This window comes from Leclercia sp. M50 (assembly GCF_037150775.1).
In the GTDB taxonomy this organism is placed as follows: domain Bacteria; phylum Pseudomonadota; class Gammaproteobacteria; order Enterobacterales; family Enterobacteriaceae; genus Enterobacter.
The window spans coordinates 1-18,280 of the sequence record NZ_JBBCPK010000016.1; the positions used below are offsets into that span (position 1 = coordinate 1).

Below are 18,280 nucleotides of genomic sequence, written 5' to 3' on the forward strand. Positions count from 1 at the left end.
TACGTTTGTGGTGTTGGGCAGTCTGGGCGGGCAGCTGGATGTCGAGCCGAGACGCTGGTTCGCGCTGGGTACCGTCAGCGCTTCCTTCCTCTGGTTCTTTGGTCTGGCGCTGCTCGCTGCATGGCTGGCACCCCGTCTGCGCACCGCCAAAGCTCAGCGCATTATTAACGGCCTGGTCGGCGTGGTGATGTGGTTTATTGCTTTTCAGCTGGCGAAAGAGGGAATTCATCACATTCGTGAACTATTCAACTAAGCGTTGTCTTATGGACATTCGGCCAGCAGTCGCTAAGCTTGCTGGCATGCGCCCTGTTACCTGGGCACTCTTCGCAACATGGAGGAATTAAAGTGAAGTTGAATGCAATTGCCCTGGCGGCATTAATGGGTTTTGGCGCAGCATCCGTTCAGGCCAGTGAACTGCCTGACAGCCCGCACATTGTGACCTCCGGCACCGCAAGCGTGGATGCGGCACCGGATATTGCGACCTTAGCCATTGAAGTGAACGTGGCGGCCAAAGATGCTGCCACCGCCAAGAAACAGGCAGACGACCGCGTTGCGCAATATCTCTCTTTCCTGGAGCAGAACGGCGTGGGTAAAAAAGATATCAACTCTGCCAACCTGCGTACCCAGCCGGATTATGACTATAAGGATGGCAAAAGCATCCTGAAAGGTTACCGCGCGGTGCGCTCCGTGGAAGTGACGGTGCGTCAGCTCGATAAACTTAACGCCCTGCTGGATGGCGCGCTGAAAGCGGGTCTGAATGAGATCCGTTCAGTCTCACTGGGTGTTGCGCAACCTGAGAAATATAAAGACGAAGCGCGTAAAGCGGCGATTGATGATGCCGTGCGTCAGGCGCAGCAGCTGGCGTCTGGCTTCAACAGCAAACTGGGTCCGGTCTACAGCGTGCGTTACCACGTCTCTAACTACCAGCCGAGCCCGATGGTGCGCATGATGAAAGCGGAAGCGGCGCCGGTCTCCGCGCAGGATACCTACGAACAGCCAACGATTCAGTTCGACGATCAGGTTGATGTGGTGTTCCAGCTGGAGCCAGCACAGGGTCAGCAGCAGAGCCAGCAGACTCCGCAGGTGCAGCAGCAAGCGCAGCAGCCGGATACGGCGACAAAAGCCCCGTAATGGTTGTGCTTTAGCAGCAATAAAAAGCCGGGTGAGCGCTAACGCGACCCGGCTTTTTTATTAGTCCTGGCGCAGGACCTTATGGCCGTGGGCCAGCAGTGCATCGGTGACGTTGCGCATCATCCGGCTTTCCGGGGCGAAGCGGTGCCAGTAGAGCATGCGGCGCTGGTGCAGGCCTGGCGTCAGGTCGATCAGCTCACCGCTCTGCAGCTCTTTCTCGATCTGCAGATGCGGGATCATGCAGCAGGTTGTGCCCTGACGCGCCAGCTGCACGAAGGCCTCTGATGAGTTAACGATATGGCAGGGTACGCTGCCGGGCGGTAGATCGAAGTTCTGCTGTAAAAACGCCTGATGCATATCATCGAGATGGTCAAACGCCACGGCAGGCGCTTTAAGCAGCGCCGCGCGGGTGACGCCATTCGGGAAGTAACGTTCAGCAAACGCTTTGGAGCCGACGAAGAGATAATCCAGTGCCCCCAGTTGATCCACCAGGCAGCTTGGCAGCGCCTGAGGCTGGATACTGACCGCGCCCACCACTTCACCGCGACGCAGACGCTCCTGGGTACGGGTTTCGTCTTCCACCTGCAAATTCAGCCGGATAGGCGAATCGGCCAGCACCGGCGCCAGCGCGGGCAGCAGCCAGGTTGCCAGACTGTCGGCGTTGACCGCCAGGGAGAGAAGCAGCGGCGTGGAGCCGGTCTGTTCGTCACCCAGCCACTCATCTTCCAGCAGCTCAACCTGACGCAGCAGCGCCAGCAGTTTTTGCCCCTGTTCGGTGGGACGTGGCGGCACGGTACGGACCAGCAGCGGCTGCCCGAACATATTCTCAAGCTGTTTGATCCGTTGCGAAACGGCGGACTGGGTAATGCACAGCTTCTGTGCTGCGCGTTCGAATCCGCGTTCACGTATAACGGCATCAAGGGCCTGTAATGTTCTGTAGTCCGGACGTTTCATTGCTCTGGCTGACTCCCAAATAATTCAATACTTCGCACTATGACATAAATTTATGTTTGATACAGACGAAATTGGTGACCTTGCAGATCACATGGCGCAGGTGAATGCTCTATAATGCGCGTCACGCAAAATCACCACGGGCAAGAGATCATGACGCAGGATGAACTGAAAAAAGCAGTAGGATGGGCCGCTCTCCAGTATGTACAGCCGGGTACCATTGTCGGCGTGGGCACAGGGTCAACGGCAGCACACTTTATTGATGCGCTCGGCACGATGAAAGGGCAGATCGAGGGCGCGGTTTCCAGCTCCGATGCATCCACGGAAAAGCTGAAAAGCCTGGGCATTACCGTTTTCGATCTGAATGAAGTCGACCGCCTGGGAATCTACGTTGATGGCGCGGATGAAATCAACGGCCATATGCAGATGATCAAGGGCGGCGGCGCGGCGCTGACGCGTGAAAAAATTATCGCCTCTGTTGCGGACAAGTTCATCTGTATCGCCGATGCCTCGAAGCAGGTGGATATCCTTGGCAAATTCCCGCTGCCGGTTGAAGTGATCCCGATGGCGCGTAGCGCGGTTGCCCGTGAGCTGGTCAAGCTGGGCGGACGCCCGGAATACCGTCAGGGCGTGGTGACGGACAATGGTAACGTGATTCTGGATGTGCACGGTCTGGAGATCCTCGACGCCGTGGCGCTGGAAAACGCCATCAATGGCCTGCCTGGCGTAGTAACCGTAGGGTTATTCGCCAACCGTGGCGCGGATGTCGCGCTGATTGGCACCGCTGAGGGTGTCAAAACCATCGTGAAATGATCTGACGGGGGGAGCGTCCCCCCGCTAATTATTTTTGCAAAAGCGATATTTGGTGACTTGTGTCACATTTCTAATCCTCTCCTGACGATCCTGCCGCTTTCCTCCTGCTCCACAGAATAATTCACTGCCAATTGCGGCTGTATGACATTTCTTCAGAGTGCCGACGCAAACGTTCATATTGCTGCAATAGTTTTTTTTGATATGTTGGCGGGAGTGGATTTCAATCCAGCACAACAACAGTTCAGACAATCAGACAGGGTCGGGGAAATGGCAAAGGTATCACTGGAGAAAGACAAGATTAAATTTCTGCTGGTCGAAGGGGTGCATCAGAAAGCACTGGATAGCCTTCGTGCGGCGGGTTACACCAACATCGAATTTCACAAAGGTGCACTGGATACCGAACAGCTGAAAGAGTCGATCCGTGATGCCCACTTCATTGGCCTGCGATCCCGTACCCACCTGACCGAAGAGGTTATTGCCGCGGCAGAAAAACTGGTGGCGATTGGCTGCTTCTGTATCGGTACCAACCAGGTCGATCTTGATGCTGCCGCGAAGCGCGGGATTCCGGTATTCAACGCGCCATTCTCCAACACCCGTTCCGTGGCGGAGCTGGTTATCGGCGAACTCCTGCTGCTGCTGCGCGGCATCCCTGAAGCCAACGCCAAAGCGCACCGCGGGATCTGGAATAAGCTGGCCTCCGGCTCTTTCGAAGCGCGTGGTAAGAAGCTGGGGATTATCGGTTACGGCCACATCGGTACACAGCTGGGCATTCTCGCTGAATCGCTCGGGATGCACGTCTTCTTCTACGACATTGAAAGCAAACTGCCGCTGGGTAACGCCACTCAGGTTCAGCATCTCTCCGATCTGCTCAACATGAGCGACGTGGTGAGCCTGCACGTGCCGGAAAACGCTTCTACCAAAAACATGATGGGTGCGGAAGAGCTGGCGCTGATGAAGCCGGGCTCGCTGCTGATCAACGCCGCGCGCGGTACGGTGGTGGATATTCCTGCGCTCTGTGACGCCCTGAAAAGCAAACATCTGGCGGGGGCGGCCATTGACGTCTTCCCGACCGAGCCGGCGACCAACAGCGATCCGTTTACCTCTCCGCTGTGCGAGTTCGACAACGTGATCCTGACCCCGCATATTGGCGGCTCCACGCAGGAAGCGCAGGAAAATATCGGTCTTGAAGTGGCCGGTAAGCTGAGCAAATACTCCGACAACGGTTCCACCCTCTCTGCGGTCAACTTCCCGGAAGTCTCTCTGCCGCTGCACGGCGGTCGCCGTCTGCTGCATATCCATGAAAACCGTCCGGGCGTGCTGACGGCCATTAACCAGATCTTCGCCGAGCAGGGGGTCAACATTGCCGCACAGTATCTGCAAACTAACGCGCAGATGGGTTATGTGGTTATCGATATCGAAGCAGATGAAGATGTTGCAGAGAAAGCGCTGCAGGGGATGAAGGCCATTCCGGGCACGATTCGCGCGCGTCTGCTTTACTAATCTGCGTTTTGTTTTGTCGGGTGGCGCTTCGCTTACCCGACCTACAAAATTTGAATGTTCCGTGTAGGCCGGGTAAGGCGACGCCGCCACCCGGCTTTTTTCACCACTGCCAAATCCTGGATGGCGTCACCACCGCAGGCAGCGGGATGTCCCACTTCTCCACCGGTAACGCTTCAACGCCCTGACAATCATGCGCATAGCCCACAGGCTGTAAACCGTACTGCTGCCAGTTTTGCAGGGTGCGATCGTAAAACCCCCCGCCCATGCCTAAGCGCTGGCCGCTCTCATCAAACGCCACCAGCGGCGTCACCAGCACGTCCAGCTGATCCAGCGGCAATACGTCGCGCACGTCCAGTTTCGGCTCGGTGATTTTCAGACGATTCACCACCAGTTCGCTGTGAGGGTGATAGTGCAGAAACAGGAGATGACCCGGGCTAAAAGGGTGGAGTACCGGCAGATAGACCTTTTTCCCGGTGCGCCAGAGTTCATCAATCAGCGGCTGGGTATCCAGTTCACCGTCAAAGGAGAGGAACAGGGCCACCGTGTGCGCCATGACCATAGGCGGATACGCCATCATGCGGGCCGCGGCTTGCTGCGCGAAATGGGCTTGCTGTTCAGGCGTTAGGGCTCTGCGTTGCTGACGAATAAACTGACGAATTTGTTGACGTGTGGCAGGAACTTCAGGAAGTTGCGTCATGGTAGTCGCTGGGTAGAAAGGTGAGGGAATCTCCGAGATGCCGCCGCAGGCTGTAACCCTTGAACCCTTGGTTCAAGGTGAATGTGTCGTCATGATTTTAAGGCTTCTCGGACGAACCGAGCATGCTCACCAACCATGGAGCGCCACATTCTTGTGGTATGAAATATCGGCTCAGGGGACTGGCCCGCATGCGAACATCTCAGAGAAATTTTTCCTTCAGGGTCACTCTACCATAGTAGACCATGAAGTGTTATTCAAAGTTTTGCCCCGGTCTGTCAGTAATGCGACCCTGATCAAGCAATGCCTGTTCAATGGTCTGCTGGAGCATTTTAATGCGTTGTTCCATGCTCGCCGCGTATTCGCGGGTCTTCGCTTTTTCCTGAGTCAATTCATAACTGATGTTCAACGCGGCGATGAAAACCAGCTGCTCAGTATTTGTGACTCTAGTGCGTTCTTTTAAATCTTGCAACCGCTGATTCAAATCATCCGCAGCCTGATTCAAAGCATCCCTTTGTTCAGGCGGACAATTCACTCGCAGCGAACGGCCAAAAATTTGGATATCGACGGGTTGTGCAGACATGCCACCTTCCTGCTGTTTGACTGCGCTGCCTTCACACCCGATTCCGGGGGCTGCGAAGGGGCGACACTATAGCTACCCTGGTGCGCAGATACAAGCCCTATTCTGGTTCACCAGGGTCCAAAGTGGTAGCATACCATGAATATTCCTCCCAATGATGACGAATGCGCATGTCTATACAGAACGAAATGCCTGGCTACAACGACGTTAGCCAGTTACTGAACCAGCAGGGCGTGGGTTTAACACCTGCTGAAATGCACGGTCTGATCAGCGGGATGCTGTGTGGTGGAAACAACGACAGCTCATGGCTGCCGCTGGTTCACGACCTGACGAACGAAGGTCTGGCGTTTGGTCACGATCTGGCCCAGGCGTTGCGCAGTATGCATGGCGCAATCAGCGATGCGCTGGAAGATGACGGCTTCCTTTTTCAGCTTTATCTGCCTGATGGCGACGACGTCAGCGTGTTCGATCGCGCCGATGCGCTGGCCGGGTGGGTTAACCATTACCTGTTGGGGTTGGGCGTAACGCAGCCTAAACTTGAAAAGGTGACGGGCGAAGCCGGAGAAGCGATCGACGATCTGCGCAACATTGCACAGCTGGGCTACGACGAGGAAGAGGACCAGGAAGAGCTGGAAATGTCCCTCGAAGAGATCATTGAGTATGTGCGCGTCGCGTCGTTGCTCTGCCACGATACCTTTACGCGGACTCAGCCCACTGCGCCGGAAGTGCGCAAACCAACCTTACACTAATAACAACTACTGGAGGGTGTCATGACTCAGCAAGAGTACCTTCGTCGCCGTCAGGCGCTGCTGGCTACGATGCAGCCGGGAAGCGCCGCGCTGATATTTGCCGCACCGGAGGCCACGCGCAGTAACGATAGCGAATACCCGTATCGCCAGAGCAGTGATTTCTGGTACTTCACCGGCTTCAACGAGCCGGAGTCGGTACTGGTGCTGATTAAAAGTGATGACACCCACAACCACAGCGTGCTGTTTAACCGCGTCCGGGATCTTACCGCCGAGATCTGGTTTGGCCGTCGGCTGGGACAGCAGGCCGCGCCGGAAAAGCTGGGCGTGGATCGCGCCCTGGCGTTCAGCGAGATCAACGATCAGCTCTACCAGCTGCTCAATGGCCTGGATGTGGTTTACCACGCCCAGGGCGAATACGCGTATGCCGACGAGATTCTCTTTGCCGCGCTGGATAAGCTGCGCAAAGGCGCCCGGCAAAATCTGAAAGCGCCCGCAACGATCACCGACTGGCGTCCCGCTGTGCATGAACTGCGCCTGTTTAAATCGGCTGAAGAGCTGGAGGTAATGCGTCGCGCGGGTGAGATCAGCGCGCTGGCTCATACCCGGGCGATGGAAAAGTGTCGTCCGGGAATGTTCGAATATCAGCTTGAAGGGGAAATTCATCATGAATTTTCCCGCCATGGCGCGCGCTATCCGGCCTACAACACCATTGTGGGCGGCGGTGAAAATGGCTGCATTCTTCACTACACCGAAAACGAGTCCGAACTGCGGGATGGCGATCTGGTGCTGATTGATGCCGGATGTGAATTTAAAGGCTATGCCGGGGATATCACCCGCACCTTCCCGGTGAACGGTAAATTTACCCCAGCCCAGCGCGCGATTTACGACATTGTTCTGCACTCGCTGGATACGGCGCTGATGCTGTTCCGCCCTGGCACCTCCATTCAGGAAGTGACCGGTGAAGTGGTGCGCATCATGGTCAGCGGGCTGGTGGATCTGGGTATCCTGCAGGGCGATGTCGATCAGCTGGTTGCTGAGAACGCGCACCGTCCCTTCTTTATGCATGGCCTGAGCCACTGGCTGGGGCTGGATGTGCATGATGTGGGAGCGTATGGCCCGGAGCGTTCGCGCGTGCTGGAGCCTGGTATGGTGCTGACCGTTGAGCCGGGGCTCTATATCGCACCGGATGCCGATGTGCCTGCGGAGTATCGCGGTATCGGCATTCGCATTGAAGACGACATCGTTATCACCGAAACCGGCAACGAAAACCTGACCGCGTCGGTGGTGAAAAATGCCGATGAGATCGAGGCGCTGATGGCAGCGGCGCGCGCATGAGCATCATCATCGTTGGCGGAGGCATGACGGGAGCAACGCTGGCGCTGACCCTCTCTTCCCTGACCCAGGGTAAGCTGCCGATCCATCTGATCGAAGCCGTTGCCCCGCAGTCAACGGGCCATCCGGGTTTTGACGGACGCGCTATCGCGCTGGCGCAGGGCACATGCCAGCAGCTCGCGCGCAGCGGCATCTGGCAGGCGATTGCCGATTGTGCCACGGCCATCGAAACCGTTCATGTCAGCGACCGGGGCCACGCCGGGTTTGTCACCCTTGAGGCGCAGGATTACCGCATTGATGCGCTGGGGCAGGTGGTTGAACTGCACGACGTGGGTCTGCGCCTGTTCCGTCTGCTAAAGGAGGCCCCTGGCGTGACGCTGCATTGTCCGGCGCGCGTGGAGCATTTTACCCGCAGCGAAGCGGCGGTGAGCGTCACCCTCGATGACGGCACCACCCTTGACGGACAACTGCTGGTGGCTGCCGACGGCTCCCGTTCGGCGCTCGGCCAGCAGTGCGGGATCCAGTGGCAACAGCAGCCCTATCATCAGTTGGCGGTGATTGCCAACGTCGCCACCGCCGAGCCGCACCGTGGTCGCGCTTTTGAACGTTTTACCCAACATGGCCCGCTGGCCATGTTGCCGATGTCGCAGGGGCGCAGCTCGCTGGTCTGGTGCCATTCGCTGGAGAGTGCGGACGATGTGCAGAGCTGGTCTGATGAACGCTTCTGCACCGAACTGCAAAAAGCCTTTGGCTGGCGGCTGGGGCGGATCACCCATGCGGGCAAGCGTTCGTTCTATCCCCTGGCCTTAACTACGGCGTCGCAATCTGTCTCCCATCGCGTCGCGCTGGTGGGCAATGCAGCACAGACATTACATCCCATCGCCGGACAGGGCTTTAACCTCGGGCTGCGCGATGTCATGACACTTGCCGAAACCCTGGCCGAGGCATTTGCGCAACAGCAGGATTGCGGGGCATATCCGGTGTTATGCCACTACCAGAAGCGTCGCCAGGCAGATAAAGCGGCGACGATCGGCGTAACCGACGGGCTGGTGCATCTGTTTGCCAATCGCTGGGCGCCGCTGGTCGTGGGGCGTAACGCCGGGTTAATGGCGATGGAACTATTCATTCCGGCACGCGATGTGCTGGCACAGAGGACGCTTGGTTGGGTCGCTCGCTAAGGAGTAAACAAAGTGCAGAATGTTGATGTCGCCATTGTCGGTGGCGGAATGGTAGGACTGGCGCTGGCCTGCGGTCTGCAGGGGAGCGGTCTGCGCGTGGCGGTGCTGGAACAGAAACAGCCGCAGCCTGTCGCTCCCGATGCGCCGCCTGAGCTACGCGTTTCGGCGATCAACGCCGCCAGTGAAAAGCTGCTGACCCGCGTTGGCGTCTGGTCAGAGATTATCGCCCAGCGCGCCAGCTGCTATCACGGCATGGAAGTGTGGGATAAAGACAGCTTCGGGCATATCGCCTTTGATGATGAGAGCATGGGCTACAGCCATCTCGGCCATATCATCGAAAACGCGGTGATCCATCATGCCTTGTGGCAGAAAGCGCAGCAGTGCAGCGACGTTACGCTGATTGCCCCGGCACAACTGCAGCAGGTGGCCTGGGGTGAAAACGATGCCTTTATTACCCTGCAAAGCGGCGACATGCTGACTGCGCGTCTGGTGGTCGGGGCCGATGGTGCCAACTCCTGGTTGCGCAACAAAGCCGACATTCCCCTGACGTATTGGGACTACCGCCATCATGCCCTGGTCGCCACTATTCGCACCGCGGAACCGCACCAGGCGGTGGCCCGGCAGATCTTCCATAACGACGGCATACTGGCCTTTTTGCCGCTCAGCGATCCGCATCTCTGCTCCATCGTCTGGTCGCTTTCCCCTGAGAAGGCGCATCAGATGCAGGAGGCATCAGCCGAAGCGTTTAATCAGGCCCTGTGCGTGGCCTTTGATAACCGGCTGGGGCTCTGCACTGTCGAAAGCGAGCGTCAGGTATTCCCGTTAACCGGTCGCTATGCGCGCCAGTTCGCGGCGCATCGCCTGGCGCTGGTGGGCGACGCGGCGCACACCATTCATCCGCTGGCCGGGCAGGGGGTAAACCTGGGCTTTATGGATGCCGCCGAACTGGTGAATGAACTGCGCCGCCTCCATCGTGAGGGCAAAGATATTGGTCAGCATCTTTACCTGCGCCGGTACGAGCGTAGCCGCAAGCACAGCGCGGCAATGATGCTGGCGGGGATGCAGGGCTTCCGCGAACTCTTTGCCGGTGCCAATCCGGCGAAAAAACTGTTGCGCGATCTCGGTCTGAAACTGGCTGACACCCTCCCGGGCGTTAAACCACAACTTCTGCGTCAGGCGATGGGACTTAACGACCTGCCGGACTGGCTACGCTAATTTAGAACTCCATCACACTTTATTCTCCCGGCCTGCAGGCCGGGGGATCTCCCTCGTTTGAAATAATCTAATTTCACCGCCTTTTTCGCATTAGATTAACTAATCTGGCTATTTTTATGTTACGGAAATTTCGCGCATTTTTCCGCAGTAAATATCAGCCTGTGCTAAATCCCATCTTATCGACTTTGCTTTTGTGCGGAACGATTCGCATTTTTATAGTGAATAACTCTGTACGCTTTGCTGGCTTTTTTGACCATAAGCTAATGTGATGACCCATTTTGCCTTATGGTTAACCACCGTTTTCGGTGGTAAGTTCTGAGGAAAGAGAACGTTTGCGTCGGTGTCCGGGAGCGATGCCGATGCCGGGTTTCGTGGTGAATTTTTCGCCATGAAACGCAAGACAGCCCAGCTCATTCAACGAGGATAAGATGGCTCAACAGACGCCTTTGTATGAACAACACACCTTATGCGGTGCACGCATGGTCGATTTCCATGGCTGGATGATGCCGCTGCATTATGGTTCGCAGATTGATGAGCATCATGCGGTGCGCACCGATGCCGGTATGTTCGACGTCTCTCACATGACCATTGTCGATCTGCACGGCAGCCGCACCCGGGAGTTTTTACGCTATCTGCTGGCAAACGACGTCGCCAAACTGAAGACGCCGGGTAAAGCGCTCTATAGCGGCATGCTGAATGCCTCCGGTGGCGTTATTGACGACCTGATTGTCTATTACCTCTCTGAAGATTTCTTCCGCCTCGTTGTAAACTCCGCCACCCGCGAAAAAGACCTCTCCTGGATTACCCAACACGCTGAACCTTACGGCATCGACATCACCGTGCGTGACGACCTGTCGCTGATTGCGGTGCAGGGGCCAAATGCCCAGGCGAAAGCCGCCTCCCTGTTTAACGAAGAACAGCGTAAAGCCACCGAAGGCATGAAGCCGTTCTTTGGCGTGCAGGCGGGCGATCTCTTTGTGGCGACCACCGGCTACACCGGTGAAGCGGGCTATGAAATTGCCATGCCGAACGAAAAAGCGGTCGATTTCTGGCGTGCGCTGGTGGAAGCGGGCGTTAAGCCGGCGGGTCTGGGCGCGCGCGATACGCTGCGTCTGGAAGCTGGTATGAATTTATATGGCCAGGAGATGGACGAAGGGGTCTCTCCACTGGCGGCCAACATGGGCTGGACCATAGCCTGGGAACCGGCCGATCGCGACTTTATCGGTCGTGAAGTGCTGGAACAGCAGCGTGAGAAGGGCACCGAACAGCTGGTTGGCCTGGTGATGACCGAGAAAGGCGTCCTGCGCGGTGAACTGCCGGTACGTTTCACCGATGCCAATGGCAACCACTGCGAAGGCATTATCACCAGCGGCACCTTCTCCCCGACGCTGGGTTACAGTATTGCGCTGGCGCGTGTGCCGGCGGGCATTGGCGAGACGGCCGTGGTGCAGATCCGCAACCGCGAAATGCCGGTCCGCGTGACCAAACCGATTTTTGTTCGCGCCGGTAAACCGGTCGCCTAATTATTTTTATCAGGAGAAATTCAATGAGCAATGTGCCAGCAGAACTGAAATACAGCAAAGAACACGAGTGGCTGCGCAAAGAAGCCGACGGCACCTATACCGTTGGGATCACCGAACATGCTCAGGAGCTGTTAGGTGACATGGTCTTTGTGGATCTGCCGGAAGTGGGCGCGACCGTGACCGCGGGCGACGACTGTGCGGTGGCGGAATCGGTAAAAGCGGCTTCAGACATCTATGCCCCGGTCGGCGGCGAAATCGTGGCGGTTAACGACGCCCTGAGCGACTCCCCGGAGCTGGTCAACAGCGAGCCTTACGGCGAAGGCTGGATCTTCAAAATTAAAGCCAGCGATGAAGCGGAAGTTGCCGCCCTGCTGGATGCCACCGCGTACGAAGCCTTACTGGAAGACGAATAATGTTGTGCCGGATGGCGCTGCGCTTATCCGGCCTCCAAAACAGCGTAGGCCCGGTAAGCGTTAGCGCCACCGGGCAACAGAGTTACAGACAACTACGATTCACTGCACGTTTCAGGAACCATCGCTCATGACACAGACTTTAAGCCAGCTTGAAAACCGTGGCGCCTTTATTGAACGTCACATTGGGCCGGATGCTCAGCAACAGCAGGAGATGCTGAAGACGGTTGGCGCGGATTCGCTCAACGCCTTGATCGGCCAGATTGTGCCAAAGGATATTCAGCTCGACACGCCGCCGCAGGTGGGGGAATCGACCACTGAATATGCCGCCCTGGCGGAACTGAAAGGCATTGCCAGCCTCAACAAGCGCTTTAAGTCTTACATTGGCATGGGTTACACCAACGTGCAGTTACCGCCGGTGATCCTGCGTAACATGCTGGAAAACCCGGGCTGGTACACCGCGTACACCCCTTATCAGCCGGAAGTCTCTCAGGGCCGTCTGGAAGCGCTGCTCAACTTCCAGCAGGTGACGCTGGATCTGACCGGTCTGGACATCGCCTCCGCCTCGCTGCTGGATGAAGCCACTGCCGCCGCAGAAGCGATGGCGATGGCAAAACGCGTCAGCAAACTGAAGGGCGCAAACCGCTTCTTCGTCGCAGCCGACGTGCATCCGCAAACCCTCGACGTGGTACGTACCCGTGCTGAGACCTTTGGCTTTGAAGTGATCGTTGATGATGCCGATAAAGTGCTGGATCACCAGGATGTGTTCGGCGTGCTGTTGCAGCAGGTGGGCACCACCGGTGAAGTGCACGATTACGCCAAACTGATTGCCGAGCTGAAAGGGCGTAAAATTGTCGTCAGCGTGGCGGCCGATTTTATGGCTCTGGTGCTGTTAACCGCCCCGGGTAAACAGGGCGCAGACATCGTCTTCGGCTCCGCGCAGCGCTTCGGCGTACCGATGGGCTACGGCGGTCCACACGCGGCCTTCTTCGCCGCCAAAGATGAATTCAAACGCTCCATGCCAGGCCGTATTATTGGCGTATCGAAAGATGCCTCCGGCAATACCGCCCTGCGCATGGCGATGCAGACTCGCGAGCAGCATATCCGCCGTGAGAAAGCGAACTCCAACATCTGTACCTCTCAGGTACTGCTGGCCAACATCGCCAGCCTTTATGCGGTCTTCCATGGCCCGGTTGGCCTGAAGCGTATCGCCAGCCGCATTCATCGCCTGGCCGATATTCTCGCCTGTGGCCTGCAGCAGAAAGGTCAAAAACTGCGTCACGCCCACTTCTTCGACACCCTGTGCGTTGACGTGGCCGACAAAGCGACCGTGCTGGCACGCGCTGAGGCGGCAGAAATTAACCTGCGCAGTGATATCCTGAATGCGGTCAGCATCACCCTGGATGAGACCACCACCCGTGAGGATCTGCAGGTGCTCTTCAACGTCCTGCTGGGTGAAGACCACGGCCTGGATGTGGACACGCTCGATAAAGAGGTGGCGCACGACAGCCGTTCCATTCAGGCGAGCATGCTGCGCGATGACGCGATCCTGACGCATCCGGTCTTTAACCGCTATCACAGCGAAACCGAGATGATGCGCTATATGCACTCTCTGGAGCGCAAAGATCTGGCCCTGAATCAGGCGATGATCCCGCTGGGCTCCTGCACCATGAAGCTGAACGCCGCCGCCGAGATGATCCCAATCACCTGGCCGGAATTCGCTGAACTGCACCCATTCTGCCCGGCCGATCAGGCGGAAGGGTATCACCAGATGATCAACCAGCTCTCCGACTGGCTGGTGAAACTGACCGGCTACGACGCACTCTGCATGCAGCCAAACTCCGGCGCCCAGGGTGAATACGCAGGTCTGCTGGCGATCCGCCATTATCACGAGAGCCGTAACGAAGGGCATCGCGATATCTGCCTGATCCCAAGCTCCGCCCACGGCACCAACCCGGCATCGGCCCAGATGGCAGGGATGGAAGTGGTGGTAGTGGCCTGCGATAAAAACGGCAACATCGACCTGGCCGATCTGCGTGCGAAAGCGGAGCAGACCGGCGATAAGCTCTCCTGCATCATGGTCACCTATCCGTCCACTCACGGCGTGTATGAAGAGACCATCCGCGAAGTGTGCGAAATTGTGCACCAGTATGGCGGCCAGGTTTACCTCGATGGCGCCAACATGAACGCCCAGGTGGGGATCACCACGCCAGGCTTTATCGGCGCGGACGTGTCGCACCTGAACCTGCACAAAACCTTCTGCATTCCGCACGGCGGCGGCGGCCCGGGCATGGGCCCGATCGGTGTGAAAGCGCACCTGGCGCCGTTTGTTCCGGGCCACAGCGTGGTGCAGATCGAAGGCATGCTCACCCGTCAGGGCGCGGTCTCTGCGGCACCGTTCGGCAGCGCCTCTATTCTGCCAATCAGCTGGATGTATATCCGCATGATGGGCGCAGAAGGGCTGAAGCAGGCCAGCCAGGTGGCGATCCTGAATGCCAACTACATCGCGACGCGTCTGAAAGATGCCTATCCGGTGCTCTACACCGGTCGTGATGGTCGCGTGGCGCACGAGTGCATCCTTGATATTCGTCCTCTGAAAGAAGAGACCGGTATCAGCGAACTGGATATCGCCAAGCGTCTGATCGACTACGGCTTCCACGCCCCGACCATGTCGTTCCCGGTTGCGGGTACGCTGATGGTTGAACCAACCGAGTCCGAAAGCAAAGTTGAGCTGGACCGCTTTATCGATGCGATGCTGGCGATCCGCAGCGAAATCGACCGCGTGAAGGCCGGGGAGTGGACGCTGGAAGATAACCCGCTGGTTAACGCGCCGCATACTCAGAACGAACTGGTCGCGGAGTGGAACCACGGTTACACCCGCGAACTGGCGGTCTTCCCGGCAGGCGTAGCCAACAAGTACTGGCCGACCGTGAAGCGTCTTGATGACGTTTACGGCGACCGTAACCTGTTCTGCTCCTGCGTGCCGATGAGCGAATACCAGTAATCTTTCTGTCATACTGTAGGCCGGGTAAGCGTCAGCGCCACCCGGCTTTTTTTTATCCGGAGGTTGTAGATGGCAATCGCATTAGTCACCGGCGCCAGCCGTGGGATTGGCAAAGCGACGGCGCTTGAGCTGGCGCGTGTGGGTTATAACGTGGCGGTGAATTATCACCACAACATCAGCGCCGCCACCGACGTGATCAATCAGATTACAGAAGAGGGCGGCAGAGCCTTTGCCCTGCGCGCGGATATCAGCGACGAAGCGCAGGTCATGGCGATGTTCGACAGCCTCGATCGCGAAGGGGAGCCCCTCGCCGCGCTGGTCAACAACGCCGGGATTCTCTTCGAGCAGAGCACCATTGAGAACCTCTCCGCCGAGCGGATTAACCGCGTGCTGGCCACCAACGTGACCGGGTATTTCCTCTGCTGCCGCGAAGCGGTGAAACGCATGTCGCTGAAACATGGCGGTAAAGGCGGGGCGATCGTGAATGTCTCTTCAGCAGCCTCACGACTCGGCGCACCGGGGGAGTATGTGGATTACGCGGCATCGAAAGGGGCGGTGGACTCCCTGACGACCGGGCTATCGCTGGAAGTGGCGGCCCAGGGCATCCGGGTGAACTGTGTCCGTCCGGGGCTGATTTACACCGACATTCATGCCTCCGGCGGTGAACCGGGGCGGGTGGATCGGGTGAAGTCGATGCTGCCGATGCAGCGCGGCGGCCAGCCGGAAGAGGTGGCGCAGGCGATTGTCTGGCTGCTGAGCGAGAAAGCCTCGTACGTGACGGGCAGTTTTATTGAGTTAGCGGGCGGGAAGTAAGGCCCCTCACCCTACCCCTCTCCCCATAGGGGAGAGGGGATTGATCGCAGGCCGGTGCAAGCGCAGCGGCGCCTGGCAATGCCGGATTAAAGCGTCTCGCCGTTGCTGGCGATCACTTTTTTGTACCACTCAAAGCTCTTCTTACGCGAACGGGACATGTCGCCGGTGCCGTCGTCGTGCTTGTTCACATAGATAAAACCGTAACGTTTGCTGTACTGGCCGGTGGTGAACGACACGCAGTCGATGCAGCCCCACGGGGTGTAGCCCATCAGATCCACACCATCGTAAGTGACCGCTTTCATCATCTCTTCCACGTGCGCGCGCAGATAGTCGATGCGGTAGTCATCATTGATGCTGCCGTCCTCTTCCACTTTGTCGTACGCGCCAAAGCCGTTTTCCACGATAAACAGCGGCTTCTGATAACGCTCATAGAGTTCGCACAGGGAGTAACGCAGGCCCACCGGGTCAATCTGCCAGCCCCAGTCAGACGCTTTCACGTGCGGGTTCGGCACGCTGCCTTCGAAGCCGGAGATCGCATCGCCGGTGCCGCCTTCCGCTTTCACCGCGTTGGTCATGTAATAGCTGAAGCCCAGATAATCACAGGTGCCTTCGCGCAGGATCTGCTCGTCGCCCGCTTCCATCTTGATGGTGAAACCGCGGCGCTCCCACTCATTCAGCACGTAGGACGGGTAGTAACCCCGCAGCTGCACGTCGGTAAAGACATAGCGTTCACGCATCGATTCCTGGGCAAACATCACATCTTCTGGTTTGCAGGAGTATGGATAGAGCGCGACCATTGCCAGCATGCAGCCGACTTTCATCTCCGGGTTGATGCGACGGGCAGCTTTCACCGCCAGGGCGCTGGCCACGAACTGGTGATGCAGCACCTGGTACATGGTCTCTTCCGGATTTTGATGCTCGGTATAGACCACCCCGGAGCAGCAGTAGCCGAACAGCGGCGCGCGCCAGTTACGCTGGTTGTTGATTTCGTTGAAGGTCATCCAGTATTTGACCTTGCTCTTGTAGCGCTCAAAGACCACTTCGGCGAAGTTGACGAAGAAATCGACCACCTTACGGTTGGTCCAGCCGCCGTACTTCTGCACCAGGTGCAGCGGCATTTCGAAGTGGGAGAGGGTGATGACCGGCTCGATGTTGTATTTCAGCAGCTCATCGAACATGTCGTCGTAGAACTTCAGCCCCTCTTCGTTGGGCTGAGTTTCGTCACCTTTCGGGAAAATACGGGTCCAGGCGATGGAGGTGCGGAAGCATTTGAAGCCCATCTCGGCAAACAGCTTGATATCTTCTTTATAGTGACCGTGGAAGTCGATGGCCTCATGGTTAGGGTAGTATTTGCCGTCAATTACCTCCTGGGTGATTTCACGCGGTACGCCGTGCGCGCCGCCGGTCAGCACGTCACAAATACTCGGGCCTTTGCCGCCTTTGTTCCAGCCGCCTTCAACCTGATGCGCCGCAACCGCGCCGCCCCATAAAAAGTCTTTTGGTAAGGTGAGTTTTTTCATCTTTGCTAATCTCATTTATTGCTATTGTTTTTGAGTCTAACAAAGGGGAATAAAATGTCACGATATAACAATTCGTGAGAGTTGTAATATGTTACACCGAAAAAACAGGGTGTTTTATTCCGTTAATTTCTTCGCCAGTTTGCGCCCCAGCGATTCAAGAATATAAATAACCGGAATCTGCGTGGTAATATCGTAGACGCCTGCGATACGCGTTTGCGGAACATGCCATGAGAGGTTAAAGTCCGCCAGTTTCGCCAGTCGCGAATGTTCGTGGCTGGTAATGGAGAGTACCTTGCAGTGATGCAGGCTGAACTGGCTGGCGAAGCGCAGGATCTCTTCGGTTTCGCCCGAGACCGAGAGCACAATCGCCAGCGCATTTTTTGCCATATCGTTAGTGACCGGGAAATAAGGGTCGTCGATATGGTTGCTGAATTTCCCAATATTGGAAAAGAACCGTGCGCCATATTTTGCCAGCGAACCTGAGGTACCAGCGCCGACAAATATAATACGTTCCGAGGATAATATAATATCCACGGCGTTATTTAATAGCGCGTCAAATTCGTCGTTATTTACGCTTTTGAAAAAACTGATAATCTCACTGGCACCAAAATTAGCCTGCTGCGGTTCGTTTTGCTCAAGGTATAATTTAAACCGCACGCGGAATTCCGAATAGCCATCGCAGTTCAGCTTGCGGCAAAAGCGCAGCACGGTGGTGGTGGACACCCCCGCCGCATCCGCCAGTTCACGAATGGTCATGTACATCACCCGATCGCGGTTTTTAATGACGGTGTTGTAGACCATCATCTCCAGGTTGTTGAGGCTGGCAATGGCGGAATGGGAGAACATGCTCACTGGGGCTAAACTCAC

17 protein-coding genes and 1 other RNA gene are annotated in these 18,280 nt (G+C 57.1%); 12 read left to right on the forward strand and 6 right to left on the reverse strand.

All coding sequences use genetic code 11. From position 1 onward, the window contains the following. Positions 1–253: LysE family transporter (locus WFM46_RS05890; RefSeq protein WP_336997235.1), on the forward strand; the 253-nt coding region annotated here is incomplete at its 5' end. A 125-nt stretch (positions 254–378) separates the two neighbouring features. Further along, positions 379–1,131, forward strand: coding sequence for an oxidative stress defense protein (locus WFM46_RS05895; protein WP_371816561.1), 753 nt, complete (start codon positions 379–381; stop codon positions 1,129–1,131). Positions 1,132–1,191: 60 nt separating this feature from the next. On the opposite strand, the gene argP is transcribed toward WFM46_RS05895, so the two are convergent. Beyond that, a complete protein-coding gene (argP, locus tag WFM46_RS05900) occupies positions 1,192–2,085 on the reverse strand; it encodes a DNA-binding transcriptional regulator ArgP (protein WP_103176891.1) in 894 nt (297 codons plus the stop codon). A gap of 150 nt (positions 2,086–2,235) precedes the next feature. On the opposite strand from argP, the gene rpiA reads away from it, so the two are divergent. Next, positions 2,236–2,895 (forward strand): ribose-5-phosphate isomerase RpiA, encoded by a 660-nt coding sequence (gene rpiA / locus WFM46_RS05905; protein ID WP_103180978.1) that lies wholly within the window; start codon positions 2,236–2,238, stop codon positions 2,893–2,895. Between the two features lie 267 nt (positions 2,896–3,162). Beyond that, positions 3,163–4,395: a phosphoglycerate dehydrogenase gene (gene serA, locus WFM46_RS05910; protein ID WP_103176889.1), complete on the forward strand. Its 1,233-nt coding sequence runs from the start codon at positions 3,163–3,165 to the stop codon at positions 4,393–4,395. A gap of 100 nt (positions 4,396–4,495) precedes the next feature. Here the strand turns inward: serA and WFM46_RS05915 are convergent, their stop codons facing one another. The 3 genes from WFM46_RS05915 to zapA all read right to left on the reverse strand — a co-directional run bounded on the left by WFM46_RS05915 (position 4,496) and on the right by zapA (position 5,672). Next, a complete protein-coding gene (locus WFM46_RS05915; RefSeq protein ID WP_336997236.1) occupies positions 4,496–5,092 on the reverse strand; it encodes a 5-formyltetrahydrofolate cyclo-ligase in 597 nt (198 codons plus the stop codon). A gap of 25 nt (positions 5,093–5,117) precedes the next feature. After that, a non-coding RNA gene (gene ssrS, locus WFM46_RS05920) (6S RNA) lies at positions 5,118–5,301 on the reverse strand. A 41-nt stretch (positions 5,302–5,342) separates the two neighbouring features. After that, on the reverse strand, positions 5,343–5,672 hold the full coding sequence (gene zapA / locus WFM46_RS05925) for a cell division protein ZapA (RefSeq protein ID WP_039029820.1): 330 nt from the start codon (positions 5,670–5,672) through the stop codon (positions 5,343–5,345). 167 nt (positions 5,673–5,839) lie between these two features. Here zapA and WFM46_RS05930 point away from each other — a divergent pair, with 167 nt between their 5' ends. The 8 genes from WFM46_RS05930 to WFM46_RS05965 all read left to right on the forward strand — a co-directional run bounded on the left by WFM46_RS05930 (position 5,840) and on the right by WFM46_RS05965 (position 15,893). Further along, positions 5,840–6,418: a YecA/YgfB family protein gene (locus WFM46_RS05930; protein WP_139156297.1), complete on the forward strand. Its 579-nt coding sequence runs from the start codon at positions 5,840–5,842 to the stop codon at positions 6,416–6,418. A 21-nt stretch (positions 6,419–6,439) separates the two neighbouring features. Continuing rightward, positions 6,440–7,753, forward strand: coding sequence for a Xaa-Pro aminopeptidase (pepP, locus tag WFM46_RS05935; protein WP_336997237.1), 1,314 nt, complete (start codon positions 6,440–6,442; stop codon positions 7,751–7,753). Then, positions 7,750–8,928, forward strand: coding sequence for a 2-octaprenyl-6-methoxyphenyl hydroxylase (gene ubiH / locus WFM46_RS05940; protein ID WP_336997238.1), 1,179 nt, complete (start codon positions 7,750–7,752; stop codon positions 8,926–8,928). Before pepP ends, ubiH begins: the two co-directional genes overlap by 4 nt. 12 nt (positions 8,929–8,940) lie before the next feature. Continuing rightward, the gene (gene ubiI, locus WFM46_RS05945; protein WP_336997239.1) at positions 8,941–10,143 is read left to right on the forward strand and encodes an FAD-dependent 2-octaprenylphenol hydroxylase; all 1,203 of its coding nucleotides are present in this window, start codon (positions 8,941–8,943) and stop codon (positions 10,141–10,143) included. A gap of 428 nt (positions 10,144–10,571) precedes the next feature. After that, complete coding sequence (gcvT, locus tag WFM46_RS05950; protein WP_336997240.1) at positions 10,572–11,666, forward strand: glycine cleavage system aminomethyltransferase GcvT; 1,095 nt, start codon at positions 10,572–10,574, stop codon at positions 11,664–11,666. Between the two features lie 23 nt (positions 11,667–11,689). Continuing rightward, positions 11,690–12,079, forward strand: coding sequence for a glycine cleavage system protein GcvH (gene gcvH, locus WFM46_RS05955; RefSeq protein ID WP_039029826.1), 390 nt, complete (start codon positions 11,690–11,692; stop codon positions 12,077–12,079). A gap of 127 nt (positions 12,080–12,206) precedes the next feature. Continuing rightward, positions 12,207–15,080, forward strand: a complete 2,874-nt coding sequence (gene gcvP / locus WFM46_RS05960; RefSeq protein ID WP_336997241.1) for an aminomethyl-transferring glycine dehydrogenase — start codon at positions 12,207–12,209, stop codon at positions 15,078–15,080. A gap of 69 nt (positions 15,081–15,149) precedes the next feature. Continuing rightward, positions 15,150–15,893 carry an SDR family oxidoreductase gene (locus WFM46_RS05965; protein WP_103176880.1) on the forward strand — a complete coding sequence of 248 codons (744 nt, stop codon included), beginning with the start codon at positions 15,150–15,152 and terminating at the stop codon, positions 15,891–15,893. An 86-nt stretch (positions 15,894–15,979) separates the two neighbouring features. Here the strand turns inward: WFM46_RS05965 and bglA are convergent, their stop codons facing one another. Together bglA and WFM46_RS05975 are read right to left on the reverse strand one after the other, a co-directional pair. Next, positions 15,980–17,413, reverse strand: a complete 1,434-nt coding sequence (gene bglA, locus WFM46_RS05970; RefSeq protein WP_336997242.1) for a 6-phospho-beta-glucosidase BglA — start codon at positions 17,411–17,413, stop codon at positions 15,980–15,982. 114 nt (positions 17,414–17,527) lie between these two features. Continuing rightward, a complete protein-coding gene (locus WFM46_RS05975; RefSeq protein ID WP_103176879.1) occupies positions 17,528–18,259 on the reverse strand; it encodes a MurR/RpiR family transcriptional regulator in 732 nt (243 codons plus the stop codon). Positions 18,260–18,280 lie beyond the last annotated feature (21 nt).